Below are 15,489 nucleotides of genomic sequence, written 5' to 3' on the forward strand. Positions count from 1 at the left end.
TTCTCTTGTCCTCCGACTCGCTCGGGCACTGCTTGTTTGTCCGGACACCGCGACGGGCGCCGGTACCCCTACCTGTTCAGGGCGCGCTTCAGCCTGCGGGCCACCCGGCGGGCCAGCCCCGGCCTGGCCTTGGCGGCCACCGGCTTCGGCGCGGGCTTCGGCTCGGCGGACTTGGGGGCCTTCGGCGCCGCCTCCACCCGGATACCGCCCGCGTCACCGGTCAGCCGGACCGGCAGCGCGAGGAAGCGCTGCCCGGCGGCGGACGGGGCCAGGCACACCGACGCGTTCCACGCCGCGTCCTTCAGCTCGGCGGCCGGCACCTCGGCGGCCAGCCGTGCGCCGGAGGACTCGGGGGAGACCACACCGGGCACGTCCAGCGTCGTACCGGACGACGTGTGGGTCAGCCGCAGCACTACGTCGGTGGTGGCGGGGACGTGGAAGGGGAGCAGGACGCCGACGCGGGCGCCGGTGACGGTGAAGTCGCCGGGCTTGAGGCCGGCGAGGCCGAGCCGGGTGCTCGCCTTGTCGACGTCGAGCGAGACGTTGCCGTGCGGCTCCGTGTAGTACGGGAGCAGGATCTGGCCGCCGACGACACCGGCGTGCCCGGCGTTCTCGCCGTGCTGCGGGACCGGGCCGAGGCGGCACTCCTTGTTCCAGGAGCCGATGACGACACGGACGTACGTGTCCCAGAGGCCGCCGGCCAGCGGGGAGCCGCCGGCCGCGGTGGCGGGGTCGACGGTGGCCGTGGCGTGCAGGACCAGGCGGACGCCGTCGCCGTCGGCGACCGTCTCGCGCGAGATCTGCACGGGCTGGAAGTGCGAGGCGGCGCTGGTGCGTTCACGGACGACGAGGTCGGCCGTCGCCTTCTTGAAGGCGTGGGTGGCGTCGGCCGTGAGCATGCCGGTCGCCTCGGCGAGGGTCTTCGGCTCCGGGTGCTTGGGCGCGGGAGCGCCCTCGGCGGGGAACACCGCCGGCTTGCCGTCGATGACGAACTCGGCCTGGTAGTGGACCAGGAGCTTGCCGTCCCGCCACTCGATCTCGCCGGGGACCGCCTTCGGTTTGAGGGAGGACTCCCACTTCGCGAGGTCGACGAGATCGTCGTAGCGGTCGGCCGCGGCGAGGGCGGCGACGACCCGCAGCCGGGGGCCGAGACCGGCCGCGACGCCGGGGCCGAAGCGCTCGGTCATGACACCGCGGATCTCCTTGAGGAGGTCGCGGCGGTAGTCGTCCGGGGCCTGGAGCAGACGGCCGCCGCCGAGGCGCTCCGTCATCTCGACGCGCAGCCAGCGGCGGAAGATCCGGTCACGGGCCGCACCGGGCTCGGTGTACTTCTCGACGACGTCGAGGGCCTCGCGCAGGTTCTTGAAGTAGCCGACGGGGTCGAAGCGTTGGAAGCCGGCGTTCGAGGCGTCCTCGCGCTTGATGTGGTAGTAGCAGACGTAGTCGCTGAGCACGGCGACGCTGTCCGCGGCGAGGAAGGCCTCCGTCACGAAGACGTGGTCCTCAAGACGCCGACGTCCCTCGGGGAACCGCAGGTCGATGCGGTCGAGGAACGCGCGGCGGAACATCTTGTGCGGGGTGAGGCTGTCCATCAGCGGCGCGGTCTCGACCGACGCGTGCGGATGGTTCTTGCGGAACAGCTCCACCGGCACGGCGCGGCCCTTGCCGGCCATCTTGCCGACGACGACGTCGGCGCCGTTGGCCACGCCGTACTCGTACATCCGCTCCAGGGCCTCGTCGCCGAGGTAGTCGTCGTTGTCGACGAACATGACGAACTCGCCCCGGGACGCGGCGATGCCGACGTTCCGGGGCTTGCCCGACCAGCCCGAGGCCTCCTGGTGGATGACGTGCATATGGGGGTGCTCGGCGGCGATCTCGTCGAGCCGAGCGGGCGTGCCGTCCGTCGAGCCGTCGTCGACGAAGATCGCCTCGTACTCATCGTTGGGCAGCGACTGCCTCAGGAGAGAGGAAATGCAATCCTCGATATAAGGCCCTGGGTTGTATACAGGGACGACGACACTGACTTTGACCGACATCCGGTTTTCAGCCCCCTTGTTTGCGCCACCCGTCCCCTTTTGTGGAACGGCGCGGTGGGCTGATGCTAACCCGCCCCGTCCCGATGCCTTCCATTGGGCCGGTGTTGGGTATTGGTTCACCAGACATAGGTAAAATCAGTTCTGCATATGGGTCTTTGCCAACAGCTCCAGGATCTCGGCGGAGGTGCCCGTCTCGCCCAGCCGCGGGAAGATCCGCTCGATGCTGTTGATGTGCGTGACCGCGTCCAGGTCGCTCATCGCGTCCGTGGCCAGGGTCACGTGGTAGCCGTGCTCGTGGGCCGCACGGGCGGTGGACTCGACGCCGATGCTGGTGGCGATGCCGGTCAGCACGATCTGGGTGACACCGCGACGGCGCAGCTGCACGTCAAGGTCCGTGCCGTGGAAGGCGCCCCAGTTCCGCTTGGTGATCCGGATGTCGGAGGGGTGCCCGGCCAGCTCGTCGACGATGACGTCCCAGCCCTCGGGGCGGGCCCCGCCACCGGCACGCTGCTGCTCGGTACGGCCGGGCACGGCGTCCGCGCCGTCCTCGGCGAAGCTGACCCGGACCAGGACCACCGGAAGGCCGGCGGCCCGGAAGGCGTCGGCGAGTCCGACGGAACGGGCGACGACCTCGGGACCGCTGTACGGCTGGGTCGGGGCGCCGACGATGCCGCCCTGGAGGTCGATCACGACGAGGGCGGTACGCGGGTCGAGCGTGGTGGGTGCCATGGGAAAGGCCTTTCAGGAGATACGGGGGATTCCGTGGGTCAGGAGGCGGTTTGCGGGGTCAGGCAGTGTGCGGGGTGAGGGTGCGCAGCGAACGGTCGGGCAGCGTGATCACCAGGAGCAGCGCCGAACCGGCGGCCATGAACAGGGCCAGGCCGTGCAGCCCCGGTGTGTCGGCGCGGTGCGGGAAGAAGGCCGCGGTGGCCGCCGACGCGGCCAGTGCACCGAGGTACATGAAGGTGCGCAGCAGTCCGGCGGCGGACGCGATGCGCGCGGGCTCGGCCTGCCGGTACAGCGCGTTCTGCCCGGCCAGTCCGAGCAGGCCCTGCGGGACGCCCAGCACCGCGCCGACGGCCAGCAGCAGCCAGACCGGGCTGCCGGAGTCCACCAGCAGCAGCGCGGCACAGCCCACGACCTGGACGGCACCGCCGACGAGCAGCTTGGCGCGGACCGCCTCACGGCGCCCGGTGAGGGAGGAGACGCCGAGCGCGGTGGCGGACAGCGGCAGCAGGACGAGCCCGGCGCTGGAGGCGCTGAGCCCGCGCCCCTCCTCCAGCCACTGCGTGTAGCCGTAGAGGAAGGCGTACGACGTGGTGTAGGCGAGGAACTGGCGGACGTACGTGGTCACCAGGGGGAGGTTGCCGCCGAGGACGCGCAGGTCCACGAAGGGTTCCGGGACGCGCAGTTCGCGCCGCGCGAAGGCGGCGGCCGCGACGGCGGAGAGGACCGGGAGGTACCACTCGGAGAGCCTGGGGGCGGTCAGGAACATCATCAGCGAGACCAGCATGACGGCGAACAGGAGCATGCCGGGCGGGTCGACGTCGCGCCGGGCGTCCGCCGTGTCCCGGCCCGTCCTCGGGAGTCGCAGCGCGCCGAGGACCAGGCAGGCCAGGGACAGCGGCACGTTGACGGTGAAGATGGCGCGCCAGCCGCCGACGCCGATGAGGAAGCCGCCGAGCGTGGGCCCGATCACCGACACCGTCTGCGCGGAGACGGCCAGCGCGGTGAGGACACCGGCGGGGCTGTCCTTGCCGGTGCGCTCGGCCTCGTCGCGGGTCAGCTGCATCGCGGCCGGATACGCGGCCGAGGTGCCGAACCCCAGCAGGACCCGGGCGGCGATCAGCACACCGAGCGACGGAGCGAGGGCGCCCGTCACACCGGCGATGCCGACCAGGGCCGTACCGATGAGATAGAGCCGCCGCGGCCCGTACATGTCGACGAGCCGCCCGATGACCGGCTGTCCCACGGCGGTGGCGAGATACAGCGCCGAGACCAGCCACACCGTCTCCGAGGGCGGGGCCCCGAAGGCGACGCCGATGGGCACGAGGGCCACGGCGATCATCGAGGAGTTGATCGGGTTCAGCACCGAACCGAGGACCATCGGCGCGATCAGGCGCCGGTCGAAGCCGCTCGGTGCGGGGCGGGAGGCCCGGGGGTTCTGGGTGAGCTTCGGTATCACTGCTCGGACAGCCGTTCCATCAGCCCGAGCGCCTCGATGATGGTCTGCCGCTCCCGCTCCGTGTACCGGTCCTCGAAGGCGCGGGCCAGCCACTCCGAGCGCAGCTGCCTGTTGTCCTCGATGCGCGCGCGGCCCGCCTCGGTGAGGGTCACCAGGTGCCTGCGGCCGTCGTCGGGGTCGGGGCTGCGGCGGATGAGGCCGTGCTGGTCGAGGGCGGCGAGCGTGGCGGCCATCGACTGCGGTCGGACTCCCTCGGCGGACGCCAGGGCGCTGGCCGTCGCCGCGCCGTGCTTGCCGACCAGGGTGAGCGCCGACTCCTGCGACGGGGTGAGGTCCTCGTCGGTCGCCACCTCCCGGATCCTGCGGCGCAGCCGACTGAGCACGACCCGCAGGTCACGGGCGGACCGCGCCGCCGAGCCGGAGACTCCCGCCGGTGTCTCAAGAGGTACGTGTTCCATACATCCACCGTAGAACTCGTCAGGCGGAACTGTCCAGTCGCGACTGAACAGCCTGGACTGCGGATCTCGTACGACTCCGCGCACGCCTCCTCGACGTCGGCCGCACCACCCCTACCCTGGGACCGTGCGCCTGCTGCTCATGTCCGACACCCACCTCCCCAAGCGCGCCAGGGAACTCCCCGCGCCACTCCTCGCCGAACTCCCGCGCGCCGACGTGGTGTTCCACGCCGGCGACTGGGTCGACACCGCGACGCTCGACCTCCTGGAGAGCCACAGCCGCCGGCTCGTCGCCGTCCACGGCAACAACGACGGCCCCGCGCTCCGCGCCCGACTCCCCGAGGTGGCCCACATCGAACTCGACGGCCTGCGCTTCGGCGCCGTCCACGAGACGGGCCCCGCCCAGGGCCGCGAGGCACGCTGCGCGGCCCGCTTTCCCGACCTGGACGTCCTCGTCTTCGGACACAGCCACATCCCCTGGGACACGACCGCCGAGAGCGGACTGCGCCTGCTGAACCCGGGCTCCCCGACGGACCGACGCCGTCAGCCGCACTGCACGTACATGACGGCGACGGTGGAGGAGGGCGCGCTGACGGACGTCGTGCTGCATCGGCTGCCGCCGAGGAACTGACCGGGACACGGGCGCCGGTCCAGGCGGACGGGTGGGCGGGTGAGTGAGTGAGCGGTCGGTGTGGCGGCCAACTGCCGTTCCAGCGCGGGCTGTTGGAGGTCGTGGTCGACGCCGTCGGTCAAACCACGGTCCCCGTCACCGTCCCGCACTCCGATGGATCGCCCCCGCCGCCCCGGTCAACGGCACCCCCGTGCCGCCCCACCGCAGCGCGACGATCTCCGCGGCCACCGACACCGCCACCTCCTCGGGCGTACGGGCGCCGAGGTCCAGTCCGACCGGTGACCGCAGGCGGGCCAACCCGCCCTCGTCCAGGCCGGATTCGCGCAGCCGCCGCATCCGGTCCTCGTGCGTGCGGCGGCTGCCCATCGCCCCGATGTACGCGGCGGGCCGGCGCAGCGCCTCCTCCAGCAGCGGTACGTCGAACCTCGGGTCGTGGGTCAGGACGCAGATCACCGTCCGCTCGTCGGTGTCCGTGTCGTGCAGATAGCGGTGCGGCCAGTCCACGACCACCTCCACGCCCGCCGGGAACCGCGTCGGCGTGGCGAACACCGGGCGGGCGTCGCACACGGTGACCCGGTAGCCGAGGAAGTCACCGATGCGGGCGACCGCCGCCGCGTAGTCGATCGCGCCGAAGACCAGCATCCGGGGCGGCGGCGCGAAGGAGTGCAGAAACACGGCGACAGCGTCCTCGCGCCGCTCGCCACGAGGCCCGTAGTGCCGCAACCCGGTCGCCCCGAGCGCCAGTTCACCCCGGGCGTCGGCGGCCACCGCGCTGTCCAGGCCGGTGGTGCCGAGGGTGCCGGACACCCCGGAACCACCATCGCCGCCGCCCGCGCCCTCCGCCCAGACGGCAAGCGTGGTTCCCCGGACCGCGGGCCCGTCGACCACTGTCGCCACGGTCACCGGCTCACCCGCGGCGACCGATCGGGCCACCGCCCCGAACGCGGGATCGGTCTCGGGGGTGACGGGCCGGACCAGCACGGTGATCTCCCCGCCGCACGTGAGTCCCACCGCGAAGGCGTCCGCGTCGCTGTACCCGAAGGTCGCCGACCGGGCCTCGCCGTCGGCCACGACCTCCCGCGCGAGCTCGAAGACCGCCCCCTCCACGCACCCGCCCGACACACTCCCCACGACCTCGTCGCCCGGCCCGACCGCCATCGCCGCCCCGGGTTCCCGCGGCGCGCTGCGGCTGACGGCGACCACCGTGGCCAGGCCGAACGGGGCACCCGCGGCATACCAGCGGCTCAGCACCGGGAGAAGGTCACGCATGCTCGGCTCCTGTCACCACCACCGCCGGAAGGCCGCAAGCGTCGCATCCAGTCCCTCGGCCGGACCGGAACGCCACGCCCTCGCCTCCTGGCCGGGACCGTGTCCCACGCCTGGTCCCCGAGCCCCGGCATCATGCGCGAGGCATGGGGAGGATGCGGTGTCCGCGGCTCGTGCGCGCGGGCCGGAGTGGTCTCCCGATGTGTCAACAGGGCTGGTGGCGCGCATACTTACTCGTGAGTCAGAAGTGTTGACAGTGTCCGGAATTCCCCGGACTGTAGTGGACATGACGAATGTCCGGGCGCGTTTGATCGTGATCCTGGTTGTCCTCTGCGGATTCCTGTCGGTTGCGGGCGCGGGTCCCGCGACCGCCGCCACTCCCACCGACTCCCTCTGGTTCGACGGCTCTGCGCTGACCGTGCAGAACGGCAGCTTCGTCGACGGCTACGGCCGCCAGGTCGTGCTGCGCGGCTACAACGTCTCCGGTGAGACCAAGCTGGAGGAGAACAGCGGCCTCCCCTTCGCGTCGGTCGCCGACGCGAAGAAGTCGGCGACCGCGCTGCGCGCCCTCGGCGGCGGCAACTCGGTCCGCTTCCTGCTGTCCTGGGCCCACGCGGAACCCGTCCGCGGCCAGGTCGACACCACCTACCTGGCCGCGGCGACCGCGCAGATGCAGGCGTTCCTCGACGCCGGGATCCGTGTCTACCCCGACTTCCACCAGGACCTCTACTCCCGCTACCTGTTCAACAGCGGCAGCTGGTACACCGGTGACGGTGCCCCCAAGTGGGCCGTGGCACTGGGGAGTTACCCGCAGGAGTCCTGCGGGATCTGTCTCTTCTGGGGTCAGAACATCACCCAGAACACGGCCGTGACCAAGGCGCAGTACGACTTCTGGCACAACAACTACGGCCTCCAGGACGCCTTCCTCGTCACCGCGCAGTCGACGATGACGTACATCCAACAGCACCTGAGCACCGACGAGTTCGCGGGTGTCGTCGGCTTCGACCCGTACAACGAGCCCTTCGCGGGCACCTACGACTCCGGTCAGACCAGCCGTACCTGGGAGCAGAACCTGCTCTGGCCGTTCTACGTGAAGTTCCGGGCCCGGATGGACGCGGCCGGCTGGAGCGCCAAGCCCGCACTCGTCGAGCCGAACCTGTTCTGGAACTCCAACATCTCCTCGCAGGTGCAGGTGGGCGGACTCCTCGACGCGGGCACCCTCGGGTCGCGGTACGTCTTCAACACCCACTTCTACGACCAGAAGGCGATCTCCGGCATCCTGATGTGGGGCAACGCGGCCGACGGGCAGTACGCGACCGACTTCGGGACGGTCCGCGACCGGGCCGCCGCGGCCGGCACCGCGGCCGTCGTCAGCGAGTTCGGGCATCCGCTGTCCGGCACCGTCGCGGGGAAGGCGCCCACCGTCCTCAAGGCGATGTACCAGGCCCTCGACTCCCGGCTGCCGGGCGCGAGTTGGTGGTCCAATCCGGCCGGCTCCGGTCCCGTCCTCTCCGGCACGCAATGGCAGTGGGACATCTACAACGGCCGCCACGACGAGCTGATGAACGACAACCCCGCCAAGGTGCTCACCTCCGGCGACGCCTGGAACGACGAGGACCTCTCCGCCGTCGACATGACCGACTCCGGCACGGTGACGCTCCGTCAGGACGCCCGGCTGCTCGACCGGATCTACCCGAGCGCGACCGCCGGCACCACCGTCGCCTTCACCTACGAGGACCGCTCCCGCGACGGCTCGACGACCCTGACCTGGAACCCGGTCCCCAGCTCGCTCCCGAACGTGTCCTCACTGGTCGGCTCCGGTCAGTACGGCCTGCTGATGTGGCGCTCCAACAGCTCCACCGCACCGACCGAACTCCACCTCCCGGCGTCCTTCCCGGCCGCGTCCACCACCGTGGTCTCCGACCTGGGAGCCCTCTCGGGCGTTCCGGCGTACACGTCGTCGACCCCCATCGGCTACGCCGCCGAACCGGGCGGCACCGGCAGCCGCCGTCTGCTGCTCTCCGCCACCGGCTCGGGAACCCTGCACTACGCCCTGATCACCAACGGAGCGACGAGCCCCTCCTCGACGCTCCTGAACGCGGCCAGGTCCGAACTGACCGCCTGGGCGGCGGCGCACAGCTGACCGTCACGGGGCGCCGGTCCTCCCTGGGGCCGGCGCCCTTTCGGTGTGTGAAGACATCCGGACACACACGGATTCGGAGTGAACTTGACGAGAAGTGGGGAAGGAGCGCTCTTTTCCGCAAGACCACGGACACGACAAGATTGGCCGGTGGGCAACGAGACAGGGGTATGACAGTGGCGGGCAGGCTCAAGGCGCCGACCGGTCGTTACGGCGGCAAGTCCGCCGAGGAACGGCAGGCCGAGCGGCGCGGACGCTTCCTGGACGCCGCGCTCCAGCTGTTCGGCGACAGCCCCGGCTACCGCGCCACGACCGTCGCCGCGCTCAGCGAGGCCGCGGGCCTGTCCACCCGGCAGTTCTACGAGGAGTTCCGCAGCCTGGAGGACGTGCTGGCCGCCCTCCACCTGCTGGTCAACGACTGGGCCGAGGAGGCCGTCCTCACCGCGCTCACCGCCGTCGAGGGCCAGCCGCTCGCCGAGCGCTCCACCGCGATCTTCCAGGCCTACGCCGCGAACGTCACCGGCGACCCGCGCCGCATCCGCATCACCTTCGTCGAGATCATCGGCGTCAGCCCCCGGCTGGAGGAACAGCGGCTGGCCCGCCGCGCCCGCTGGATCAACCTCATCTGCGGCGAGGCGAAGGCCGCGGCCCGGCGTGGGGAAGCGGCCCGCCGCGACTACCGCATCGCCGCGACGGCCTTCATCGGCAGCGTCAACGGTCTCCTCCACGACTGGAGCGCGGGCTGGGTCGACGCCACCCTGGACGAGGTCGTCGAGGAACTCGTCCGGCAACTGCTCGGCATCATGCGGCCACCGGGCTGGAACGGCTAGTCCGAGTCGTCGTCGGCCGTCGCGTACTCGTCCAGGCGGCGGGCCAGCGCCCGTACGAGATCGCGCAGCGCGGCCGGCCGCTCGACGACGAACGGCCGGTCCACGGCGGCGAGCACGGCCGGGATCCACTCCAGCCGCTCGGCCCGGATCCGGACGTGGACCCAGCCGTCCTCCGCCGTGTCGGCGGGCGCGGACAGGGTGGCGATCCCGGGCGGCAGACGCGCGCGGACATGCGGGATGCCGCCCTGGATCCGCACCGCCACATCGTGGGTCCACGGCGTGCTCGCGAGGCTGTCCAGCACCGTGGCCGCCGGGTCGAAATCCGCCGGGACGTCGAACGAGCCGGACTCCACGCGCAGGCCCGTGATCCGGTCCAGCCGAAACGTGCGCACCGCCCCGTCGGCGGGGTCCGCCCCGGTCAGATACCACCGCCCGGCATGCGCCACGAGGCCGTAGGGCAGGACGGTACGGTCGCTCGCCCGGCCCTTCCGGTCGGTGTAGGCGACGGCGACCGGCCGCCGGTGGAGCGCGGCCTCCGCGAGTTCGAGGAGCACCTCCGTCTCCGGGGCGACGGCGGCACGGGACCGCGCGGTGAAGTCGGCCGTGTCCAGCAGCGCGTCGAGCCGTCGGCGCAGGGCTGCGGGCAGCACCCGCAGCAGTTTCGCCGTGGCGCTCTCGCCCGCCGCCGTTGACGTGGTGACGAGACCCTCTCTACGACCTGCCAGCAGCCCCAGGACGACGGCCAGGGCCTCCTCGTCCGTGAGCATCAGCGGCGGCATCCGATAGCCGGGGGCGAGCCGGTAGCCGCCGTAGCGACCGCGCACGGAGTCGACCGGTACGCCCAGCTCCAGCAGATGGCCGGCGTAGCGGCGGACCGTGCGTTCGTCGACGCCCAGCCGGGCGGCCAGGTCGGGGACGGTACGGAGGCCACCGCCCTGGAGGATCTCCAGCAGGGCGAGCACGCGCGCGGTCGAAGTGGTCACCCCGAAAGTCTGCCTCGGATACCGGGCGAAAGCTGTCCGGTATCGGTCCTAGCGTGGGAGACACCCCTTCCGGCAGCACCGCATCCGACAGGAAGACCCTCATGAACTTCGTCTCGATCCGTGTCATCACCGACGACGTCGCCCGCCTCGTCGGCTTCTACGAACAGGTCACCGGCGTCACGGCCGCCTGGTCGACCCCCGACTTCGCCGAACTGACCACGCCCGCCTGCACGTTGGCGATCGCGAGCACGCGTACGGTGGCCCTGTTCGGCGCCGGCTCCGCGCGCCCCGCCGCCAACCACTCGGTGATCACCGAGTTCCGCGTCGCCGACGTCGACGCCGAGTTCGAGCGTCTGGCGCCCCTGGACTGCGAGATCGTCCAGAAGCCGACCACGATGCCGTGGGGCAACCGCTCCCTCCTCTTCCGGGACCCCGACGGCAACCTGATCAACCTCTTCACGCCGGTCACCCCCGAGGCCCTGCGGCGCCAGCAGCGCTAGGCGTGCGCGTCGAGCGCGGCGAGCACGGGCGCGTACCCGTCCTCGGCGCGCACCCGGGCGCCGAGGTCCCGTGCCCGCTCGGCGCGGCCGGGTTCCCGCACGGCCCGGACGAGCGCGGCCGAGAGGGACGCGGCGGTCAGTCCGCGCAGCGGCACGGCGCGGGGCGCCACCCCCAGGGCGACCAGGCGCGCGGCCCAGAAGCCCTCGTCGAACTGGATCGGCACCGGTACGGCGGGCACCCCGGCGCGCAGCCCGGCCGCGGTCGTGCCCGCACCGCAGTGGTGGACCACGGCCGCCATCCGGGGGAACAGCGCCGCGTGCGGGACCTCGCCGACGGTCAGGACGTCGTCGCCGCTCGCCGCCAACCCGCCCCAGCCGCGCTGGATCACCCCGCGCAGCCCCGCCAGGCGCAGCGCCCGCACGATCTCGGCGCTCAGCCGCTGCGGATCGGGCACCGTGGCACTGCCGAGCCCCACGAAGACCGGGGGCGGACCGGCGTCGATGAAGTCGTCCAGCTCCGGCGGGAGTCGGGCGTCGCCGTCGTACGGCCACCAGTAGCCCGCCACCGTGAGCCCGGTGCGCCAGTCGGCCGGGCGGGGCACGATCAGTGGGCTGAAGCCGTGATGGACGGGCCAGTCCTGCCGTTCCCGGGTGCGGAGGGCGGCGCCGGGGCGGCTGCGGGGGAGTCCCAGGCGGGTCCTCAACTCCGGTACGGCGGCGGCGAAGACGTGTTCCACCGCGCGGTTCACCCCGCGCCCGGCGACCCGGTTGCCGACCGCGCCCCAGGAGCCGCCGCCGAGCACCGGCGGGGCGAACTCCCGTGTGGGCGCGATGGGTTGGAGGTACACGCCCATGCTCGGCAGGGACAGCCCCTCGGCGATGGTGTGTCCCAGCGGCCCCAACGAGCTGGACAGCAACAGCACATCGCTCGACCGGGCGGCCGTCAGCAGGTCGTCGGTCATCCGTCCGACCAGGGCCCGCGCCATCCCGACGACCCGCAGCAGCTTGCCCGCACCGGAGGCGCTGCGATGCAGCCCGCGCCCCCGCGAGGACTCCAGCTCGGCCCGGGGGTCCACCGGAAGGGGATGGAAGCCGACGCCCGATCCCGCCACGAGGGGCGCCAAGGCCGCGTGGGTGACGAGGGTGACCTCGTGTCCCGCGCGGACCAGGGCCTGTCCGAGTCCGGTGTAGGGGGCCACGTCGCCCCGGGATCCCGCCGTCATGATCGCTACGCGCACGCGGGTCAGTATCCCGTCCGGTGGCCGAGGAGTGGGGGACGCCAAGTGCCCCTCGTGTCACAGCCGTTGACTTAGTTCTCCGGTGGCTCTACGTTCAGCGCGCCGTTCGGTTCGATAACCCGATCCTTGTTCGAGATCTCGAAAATCGGCAAAGGAGCCGTATGTTTCGCACCCTCGTCCTGCGCGCGCTGGCGACGGCCGCGGCAGTACTCACCCTGCTTCTCGTCGCCGGACCCGCGCCCGTGGACCCCCTCCGGGCGGCCCCGGTCGCCTCGACGACCCGTCAGGTCGCCGTGCCCACCGCCCCGATGGGCTGGGCCTCCTGGAACTCCTTCGCCGCGAAGATCGACTACACCGTCATCAAGAAGCAGGTCGACGCGTTCGTCGCCGCCGGCCTCCCGGCGGCCGGCTACCAGTACATCAACATCGACGAGGGCTGGTGGCAGGGCACCCGCGACAGCGCGGGCAACATCACCGTCGACACCAGCGAGTGGCCCGGCGGGATGAGCGCCATCGCCGACTACATCCACAGCAAGGGCCTCAAGGCCGGCATCTACACCGACGCGGGCGCGAACGGCTGCGGCTACTACTACCCGACGGGCCGCCCCGCCGCCGCCAACACCGGCAGCGAGGGCCACTACGACCAGGACATGCTCCAGTTCTCGCGCTGGGGCTTCGACTTCGTGAAGGTCGACTGGTGCGGCGGCGACGCCGAGGGACTCGACGCGGCGACCGCGTACAAGGCGATCAGCGCCTCGGTCACCAGGGCCACCGCCACCACGGGCCGCGCGCTGACCCTCTCGATCTGCAACTGGGGCAACCAGAACCCCTGGAACTGGGCTCCCGGCCTGGCCCCCATGTACCGCACGAGCACGGACATCATCTACTACGGCAACTCGCCGTCGACGTCCAACATGCTCTCCAACTTCGACCAGGGCCTGCACCCGGCCGCCCAGCACACCGGCTACTACAACGACCCCGACATGCTGATGGTCGGCATGCCCGGCCTCACCGCCGCCCAGAACCGCACCCACATGGCGCTCTGGGCGATCTCCGGCGCCCCCCTCCTCGCCGGCAACGACCTCACGACCCTCACCGCCGAGACCACCGGTATCCTCACCAACCCCGAGGTGATCGCGGTCGACCAGGACCCGCGCGGACTCCAGGGCGTCAAGGTCGCCGAGGACACGACCGGACTCCAGGTCTACGGCAAGGTCCTCTCCGGCCTCGGCAACCGCGCGGTCACCCTCCTCAACCGCACCTCCACCGCCCAGAACATCACCGTCCGCTGGTCCGACCTCGGCCTGACCACCGCGTCCGCCACCGTCCGCGACCTGTGGTCCCGCGCCACCGTCGGTTCCTACGGCACGAGCTACACGGCCGCCGTCCCGGCCGGCGGCTCCGTGTTCCTGCGGATCAGCGGCGGCACCGAGGCGGCGAGCACCACCTACACCGCCACCTCCACCGGCAGGTACACGGGCGTCGGCGCGGCGAGCACCGGCCTGAACGTCGTCGACGTCACCTACACCAACACCGGCTCCACGGCCGTCACCGGCACCCTCCAGGTCAACGGACAGACCGCCACGGCGGTCTCCTTCCCGCCGACCGGCTCCAACGCGGGCACGGTCTCGGTACAGGCCGACCTGTCCAAGGGATCGGCCAACTCCCTTACCCTGAGCGGCAGTTCACTGCCGACACTGGGGACCGTCAACGTCCAGCCGATCCCCGGCACCAACGGCTCCCTGGTCGTCGGCACACAGTCCGGCCGCTGCGCCGACGTCTACAACAACACCATCACCAACGGCACCCAGGCCGAGATCTGGGACTGCAACGGCGGCCAGAACCAGGCATGGACGTACACCTCCCGCAAGGAACTCGTGGTCTACGGCACCAAGTGCCTGGACGCCTACAACAACGGCACCACCAACGGCACGAAGGTCGTCATCTGGGACTGCAACGGTCAGAACAACCAGAAGTGGACCGCCAACTCCGACGGCACGCTGACCAACGTCAACGCGGGCCTCTGCCTGGACGCGTCCGGCGCCGCCACGGCCAACGGCACCCAGCTGATCCTGTGGACCTGCGGCACGGCGGACAATCAGAAGTGGACCCTGACCTAGGGCCTGTCCGCACGTACCGGCCGCGCAGTACATCGTCCCGCCGGTCGACAGGACCGGCGGGACACGCGCTCCTAGGCGAGCGCGAGCGCGAGGACGACCAGGCCCGTCGCCGCCAGCAGGGCACACCCCAACAGGCACCACGCGACGGCGCGTTGCCGCAGTCGCCGGTACGTCTCCTCGTACTCGTCCCGCAGTTGACGGCCCCGCTCGGCCGTCCGCTGCCACGACAGCCGGGCCAGGGCCAGGTACTCCGCCTCGAACTGCCCCTCCACCTCGGCCCGTTGCCCCTCGGCGAGCCAGTCGAGCCGCTCCGTGAACCGGGCTGCTGCGGTACGGCCCTCCGCGCGGGCGGCGGCGATCAGCAGATGGCCCTCGATGTCGTTGAGGAAGGCCCCGGTGTCGACGGGATGCTCGTCCATCGCGGTCACCGGGCCGCCAACTCCCTTTCCAGGGCCGGGATGTCGGCGTGGTGGAGGTCGAAGGCGGGGGACTCGCTGCGGATGCGGGGGAGCGTGACGAAGTTGTGGCGCGGCGGCGGGCACGAGGTCGCCCACTCCAGTGAACGGCCGTAGCCCCAGGGGTCGTCGGCCTCGGCCTTCCTGCCGTACTTGGCCGTCTTCCACACGTTGTAGAGGAACGGCAGGATCGACAGGCCCAGCAGGAACGAGAAGATCGTCGACACCGTGTTGAGCGTCGTGAGGCCCTCCACCGCCAGATAGTCGGGGATCCGGCGCTGCATCCCGTTCACGCCCAGCCAGTGCTGGACCAGGAAGGTGCCGTGGAAGCCGATGAACAGCGTCCAGAAGGTGAGCTTTCCCAGGCGCTCGTCGAGCATCCTGCCGGTCATCTTCGGCCACCAGAAGTGGAAGCCGGAGAACATCGCGAACACGACGGTGCCGAACACGACGTAGTGGAAGTGGGCGACGACGAAGTACGAGTCCGAGGTCGAGAAGTCCAGCGGCGGGGACGCGAGCATCACGCCGGTCAGGCCGCCGAACACGAACGTGATGAGGAAGCCGGTGGCCCAGAGCATCGGGGTCTCGAAGGAGAGCGATCCCTTCCACATGGTGCCGATCCAGTTGAAGAACTTCACGCCGGTCGGTAC

General features: G+C 71.4%; 14 protein-coding genes. 5 read left to right on the top strand and 9 right to left on the bottom strand.

Annotation, left to right across the window (positions count from 1 at the left end):
- Nucleotides 1-68 precede the first annotated feature (68 nt).
- The 4 genes from ACIPTO_RS33460 to ACIPTO_RS33475 form a co-directional block, all read right to left on the bottom strand.
- Nucleotides 69-2,036: a glycosyltransferase gene (locus ACIPTO_RS33460; RefSeq protein WP_401198377.1), complete on the bottom strand. Its 1,968-nt coding sequence runs from the start codon at nucleotides 2,034-2,036 to the stop codon at nucleotides 69-71.
- A 135-nt stretch (nucleotides 2,037-2,171) separates the two neighbouring features.
- Nucleotides 2,172-2,765: a hydrolase gene (locus ACIPTO_RS33465; protein ID WP_401198379.1), complete on the bottom strand. Its 594-nt coding sequence runs from the start codon at nucleotides 2,763-2,765 to the stop codon at nucleotides 2,172-2,174.
- 58 nt (nucleotides 2,766-2,823) lie between these two features.
- Nucleotides 2,824-4,221 carry an MFS transporter gene (locus tag ACIPTO_RS33470; protein ID WP_401198381.1) on the bottom strand — a complete coding sequence of 466 codons (1,398 nt, stop codon included), beginning with the start codon at nucleotides 4,219-4,221 and terminating at the stop codon, nucleotides 2,824-2,826.
- A complete protein-coding gene (locus tag ACIPTO_RS33475; protein ID WP_366324365.1) occupies nucleotides 4,218-4,679 on the bottom strand; it encodes a MarR family transcriptional regulator in 462 nt (153 codons plus the stop codon). Before ACIPTO_RS33475 ends, ACIPTO_RS33470 begins: the two co-directional genes overlap by 4 nt.
- 124 nt (nucleotides 4,680-4,803) lie before the next feature.
- On the opposite strand from ACIPTO_RS33475, the gene ACIPTO_RS33480 reads away from it, so the two are divergent.
- Nucleotides 4,804-5,307 carry a metallophosphoesterase family protein gene (locus tag ACIPTO_RS33480; RefSeq protein WP_401198383.1) on the top strand — a complete coding sequence of 168 codons (504 nt, stop codon included), beginning with the start codon at nucleotides 4,804-4,806 and terminating at the stop codon, nucleotides 5,305-5,307.
- Nucleotides 5,308-5,442: 135 nt separating this feature from the next.
- On the opposite strand, the gene ACIPTO_RS33485 is transcribed toward ACIPTO_RS33480, so the two are convergent.
- Nucleotides 5,443-6,576 (bottom strand): XdhC family protein, encoded by a 1,134-nt coding sequence (locus tag ACIPTO_RS33485; RefSeq protein WP_401198385.1) that lies wholly within the window; start codon nucleotides 6,574-6,576, stop codon nucleotides 5,443-5,445.
- Between the two features lie 283 nt (nucleotides 6,577-6,859).
- Between ACIPTO_RS33485 and ACIPTO_RS33490 the strand changes: the two genes are divergently transcribed.
- Together ACIPTO_RS33490 and ACIPTO_RS33495 are read left to right on the top strand one after the other, a co-directional pair.
- A complete protein-coding gene (locus tag ACIPTO_RS33490; protein WP_401198387.1) occupies nucleotides 6,860-8,716 on the top strand; it encodes a cellulase family glycosylhydrolase in 1,857 nt (618 codons plus the stop codon).
- A 173-nt stretch (nucleotides 8,717-8,889) separates the two neighbouring features.
- Nucleotides 8,890-9,543: a TetR/AcrR family transcriptional regulator gene (locus ACIPTO_RS33495; protein WP_401198422.1), complete on the top strand. Its 654-nt coding sequence runs from the start codon at nucleotides 8,890-8,892 to the stop codon at nucleotides 9,541-9,543.
- Here ACIPTO_RS33495 and ACIPTO_RS33500 read toward each other — a convergent pair.
- The gene (locus ACIPTO_RS33500) at nucleotides 9,540-10,526 is read right to left on the bottom strand and encodes a helix-turn-helix transcriptional regulator (RefSeq protein ID WP_401198389.1); all 987 of its coding nucleotides are present in this window, start codon (nucleotides 10,524-10,526) and stop codon (nucleotides 9,540-9,542) included. The two genes, ACIPTO_RS33495 and ACIPTO_RS33500, sit on opposite strands and share 4 nt — an antisense overlap.
- A 101-nt stretch (nucleotides 10,527-10,627) precedes the next feature.
- Here ACIPTO_RS33500 and ACIPTO_RS33505 point away from each other — a divergent pair, with 101 nt between their 5' ends.
- Nucleotides 10,628-11,026: a VOC family protein gene (locus ACIPTO_RS33505; RefSeq protein ID WP_366324375.1), complete on the top strand. Its 399-nt coding sequence runs from the start codon at nucleotides 10,628-10,630 to the stop codon at nucleotides 11,024-11,026.
- Here the strand turns inward: ACIPTO_RS33505 and ACIPTO_RS33510 are convergent.
- The gene (locus ACIPTO_RS33510; RefSeq protein ID WP_401198424.1) at nucleotides 11,023-12,249 is read right to left on the bottom strand and encodes a glycosyltransferase; all 1,227 of its coding nucleotides are present in this window, start codon (nucleotides 12,247-12,249) and stop codon (nucleotides 11,023-11,025) included. The two genes, ACIPTO_RS33505 and ACIPTO_RS33510, sit on opposite strands and share 4 nt — an antisense overlap.
- Nucleotides 12,250-12,425: 176 nt before the next feature.
- On the opposite strand from ACIPTO_RS33510, the gene ACIPTO_RS33515 reads away from it, so the two are divergent.
- On the top strand, nucleotides 12,426-14,384 hold the full coding sequence (locus ACIPTO_RS33515; protein WP_401198392.1) for a ricin-type beta-trefoil lectin domain protein: 1,959 nt from the start codon (nucleotides 12,426-12,428) through the stop codon (nucleotides 14,382-14,384).
- A 71-nt stretch (nucleotides 14,385-14,455) separates the two neighbouring features.
- Here the strand turns inward: ACIPTO_RS33515 and ACIPTO_RS33520 are convergent, their stop codons facing one another.
- Together ACIPTO_RS33520 and ACIPTO_RS33525 are read right to left on the bottom strand one after the other, a co-directional pair.
- Entirely contained in the window at nucleotides 14,456-14,812 is a 357-nt protein-coding gene (locus ACIPTO_RS33520) for a hypothetical protein (RefSeq protein WP_401198394.1), read from the bottom strand.
- Nucleotides 14,809-15,489: cbb3-type cytochrome c oxidase subunit I (locus ACIPTO_RS33525; RefSeq protein ID WP_401198396.1), on the bottom strand; the 681-nt coding region annotated here is incomplete at its 5' end. The genes ACIPTO_RS33520 and ACIPTO_RS33525, both read right to left, overlap by 4 nt.

It is taken from the genome of Streptomyces sp. NPDC090083, assembly GCF_044747445.1.
Taxonomy (GTDB): Bacteria; Actinomycetota; Actinomycetes; order Streptomycetales; family Streptomycetaceae; genus Streptomyces.

What these genes read in the sequence shown, in the direction of transcription:
- ACIPTO_RS33460 (WP_401198377.1), bottom strand. Translation starts at nt 2,036, where the DNA reads ATGTCGGTCAAAGTCAGTGTCGTCGTCCCTGTATACAACCCAGGGCCT.
- ACIPTO_RS33465 (WP_401198379.1), bottom strand. Translation starts at nt 2,765, where the DNA reads ATGGCACCCACCACGCTCGACCCGCGTACCGCCCTCGTCGTGATCGAC.
- ACIPTO_RS33475 (WP_366324365.1), bottom strand. Translation starts at nt 4,679, where the DNA reads ATGGAACACGTACCTCTTGAGACACCGGCGGGAGTCTCCGGCTCGGCG.
- ACIPTO_RS33485 (WP_401198385.1), bottom strand. Translation starts at nt 6,576, where the DNA reads ATGCGTGACCTTCTCCCGGTGCTGAGCCGCTGGTATGCCGCGGGTGCC.
- ACIPTO_RS33490 (WP_401198387.1), top strand. Translation starts at nt 6,860, where the DNA reads ATGACGAATGTCCGGGCGCGTTTGATCGTGATCCTGGTTGTCCTCTGC.
- ACIPTO_RS33505 (WP_366324375.1), top strand. Translation starts at nt 10,628, where the DNA reads ATGAACTTCGTCTCGATCCGTGTCATCACCGACGACGTCGCCCGCCTC.
- ACIPTO_RS33510 (WP_401198424.1), bottom strand. Translation starts at nt 12,249, where the DNA reads ATGACGGCGGGATCCCGGGGCGACGTGGCCCCCTACACCGGACTCGGA.
- ACIPTO_RS33515 (WP_401198392.1), top strand. Translation starts at nt 12,426, where the DNA reads ATGTTTCGCACCCTCGTCCTGCGCGCGCTGGCGACGGCCGCGGCAGTA.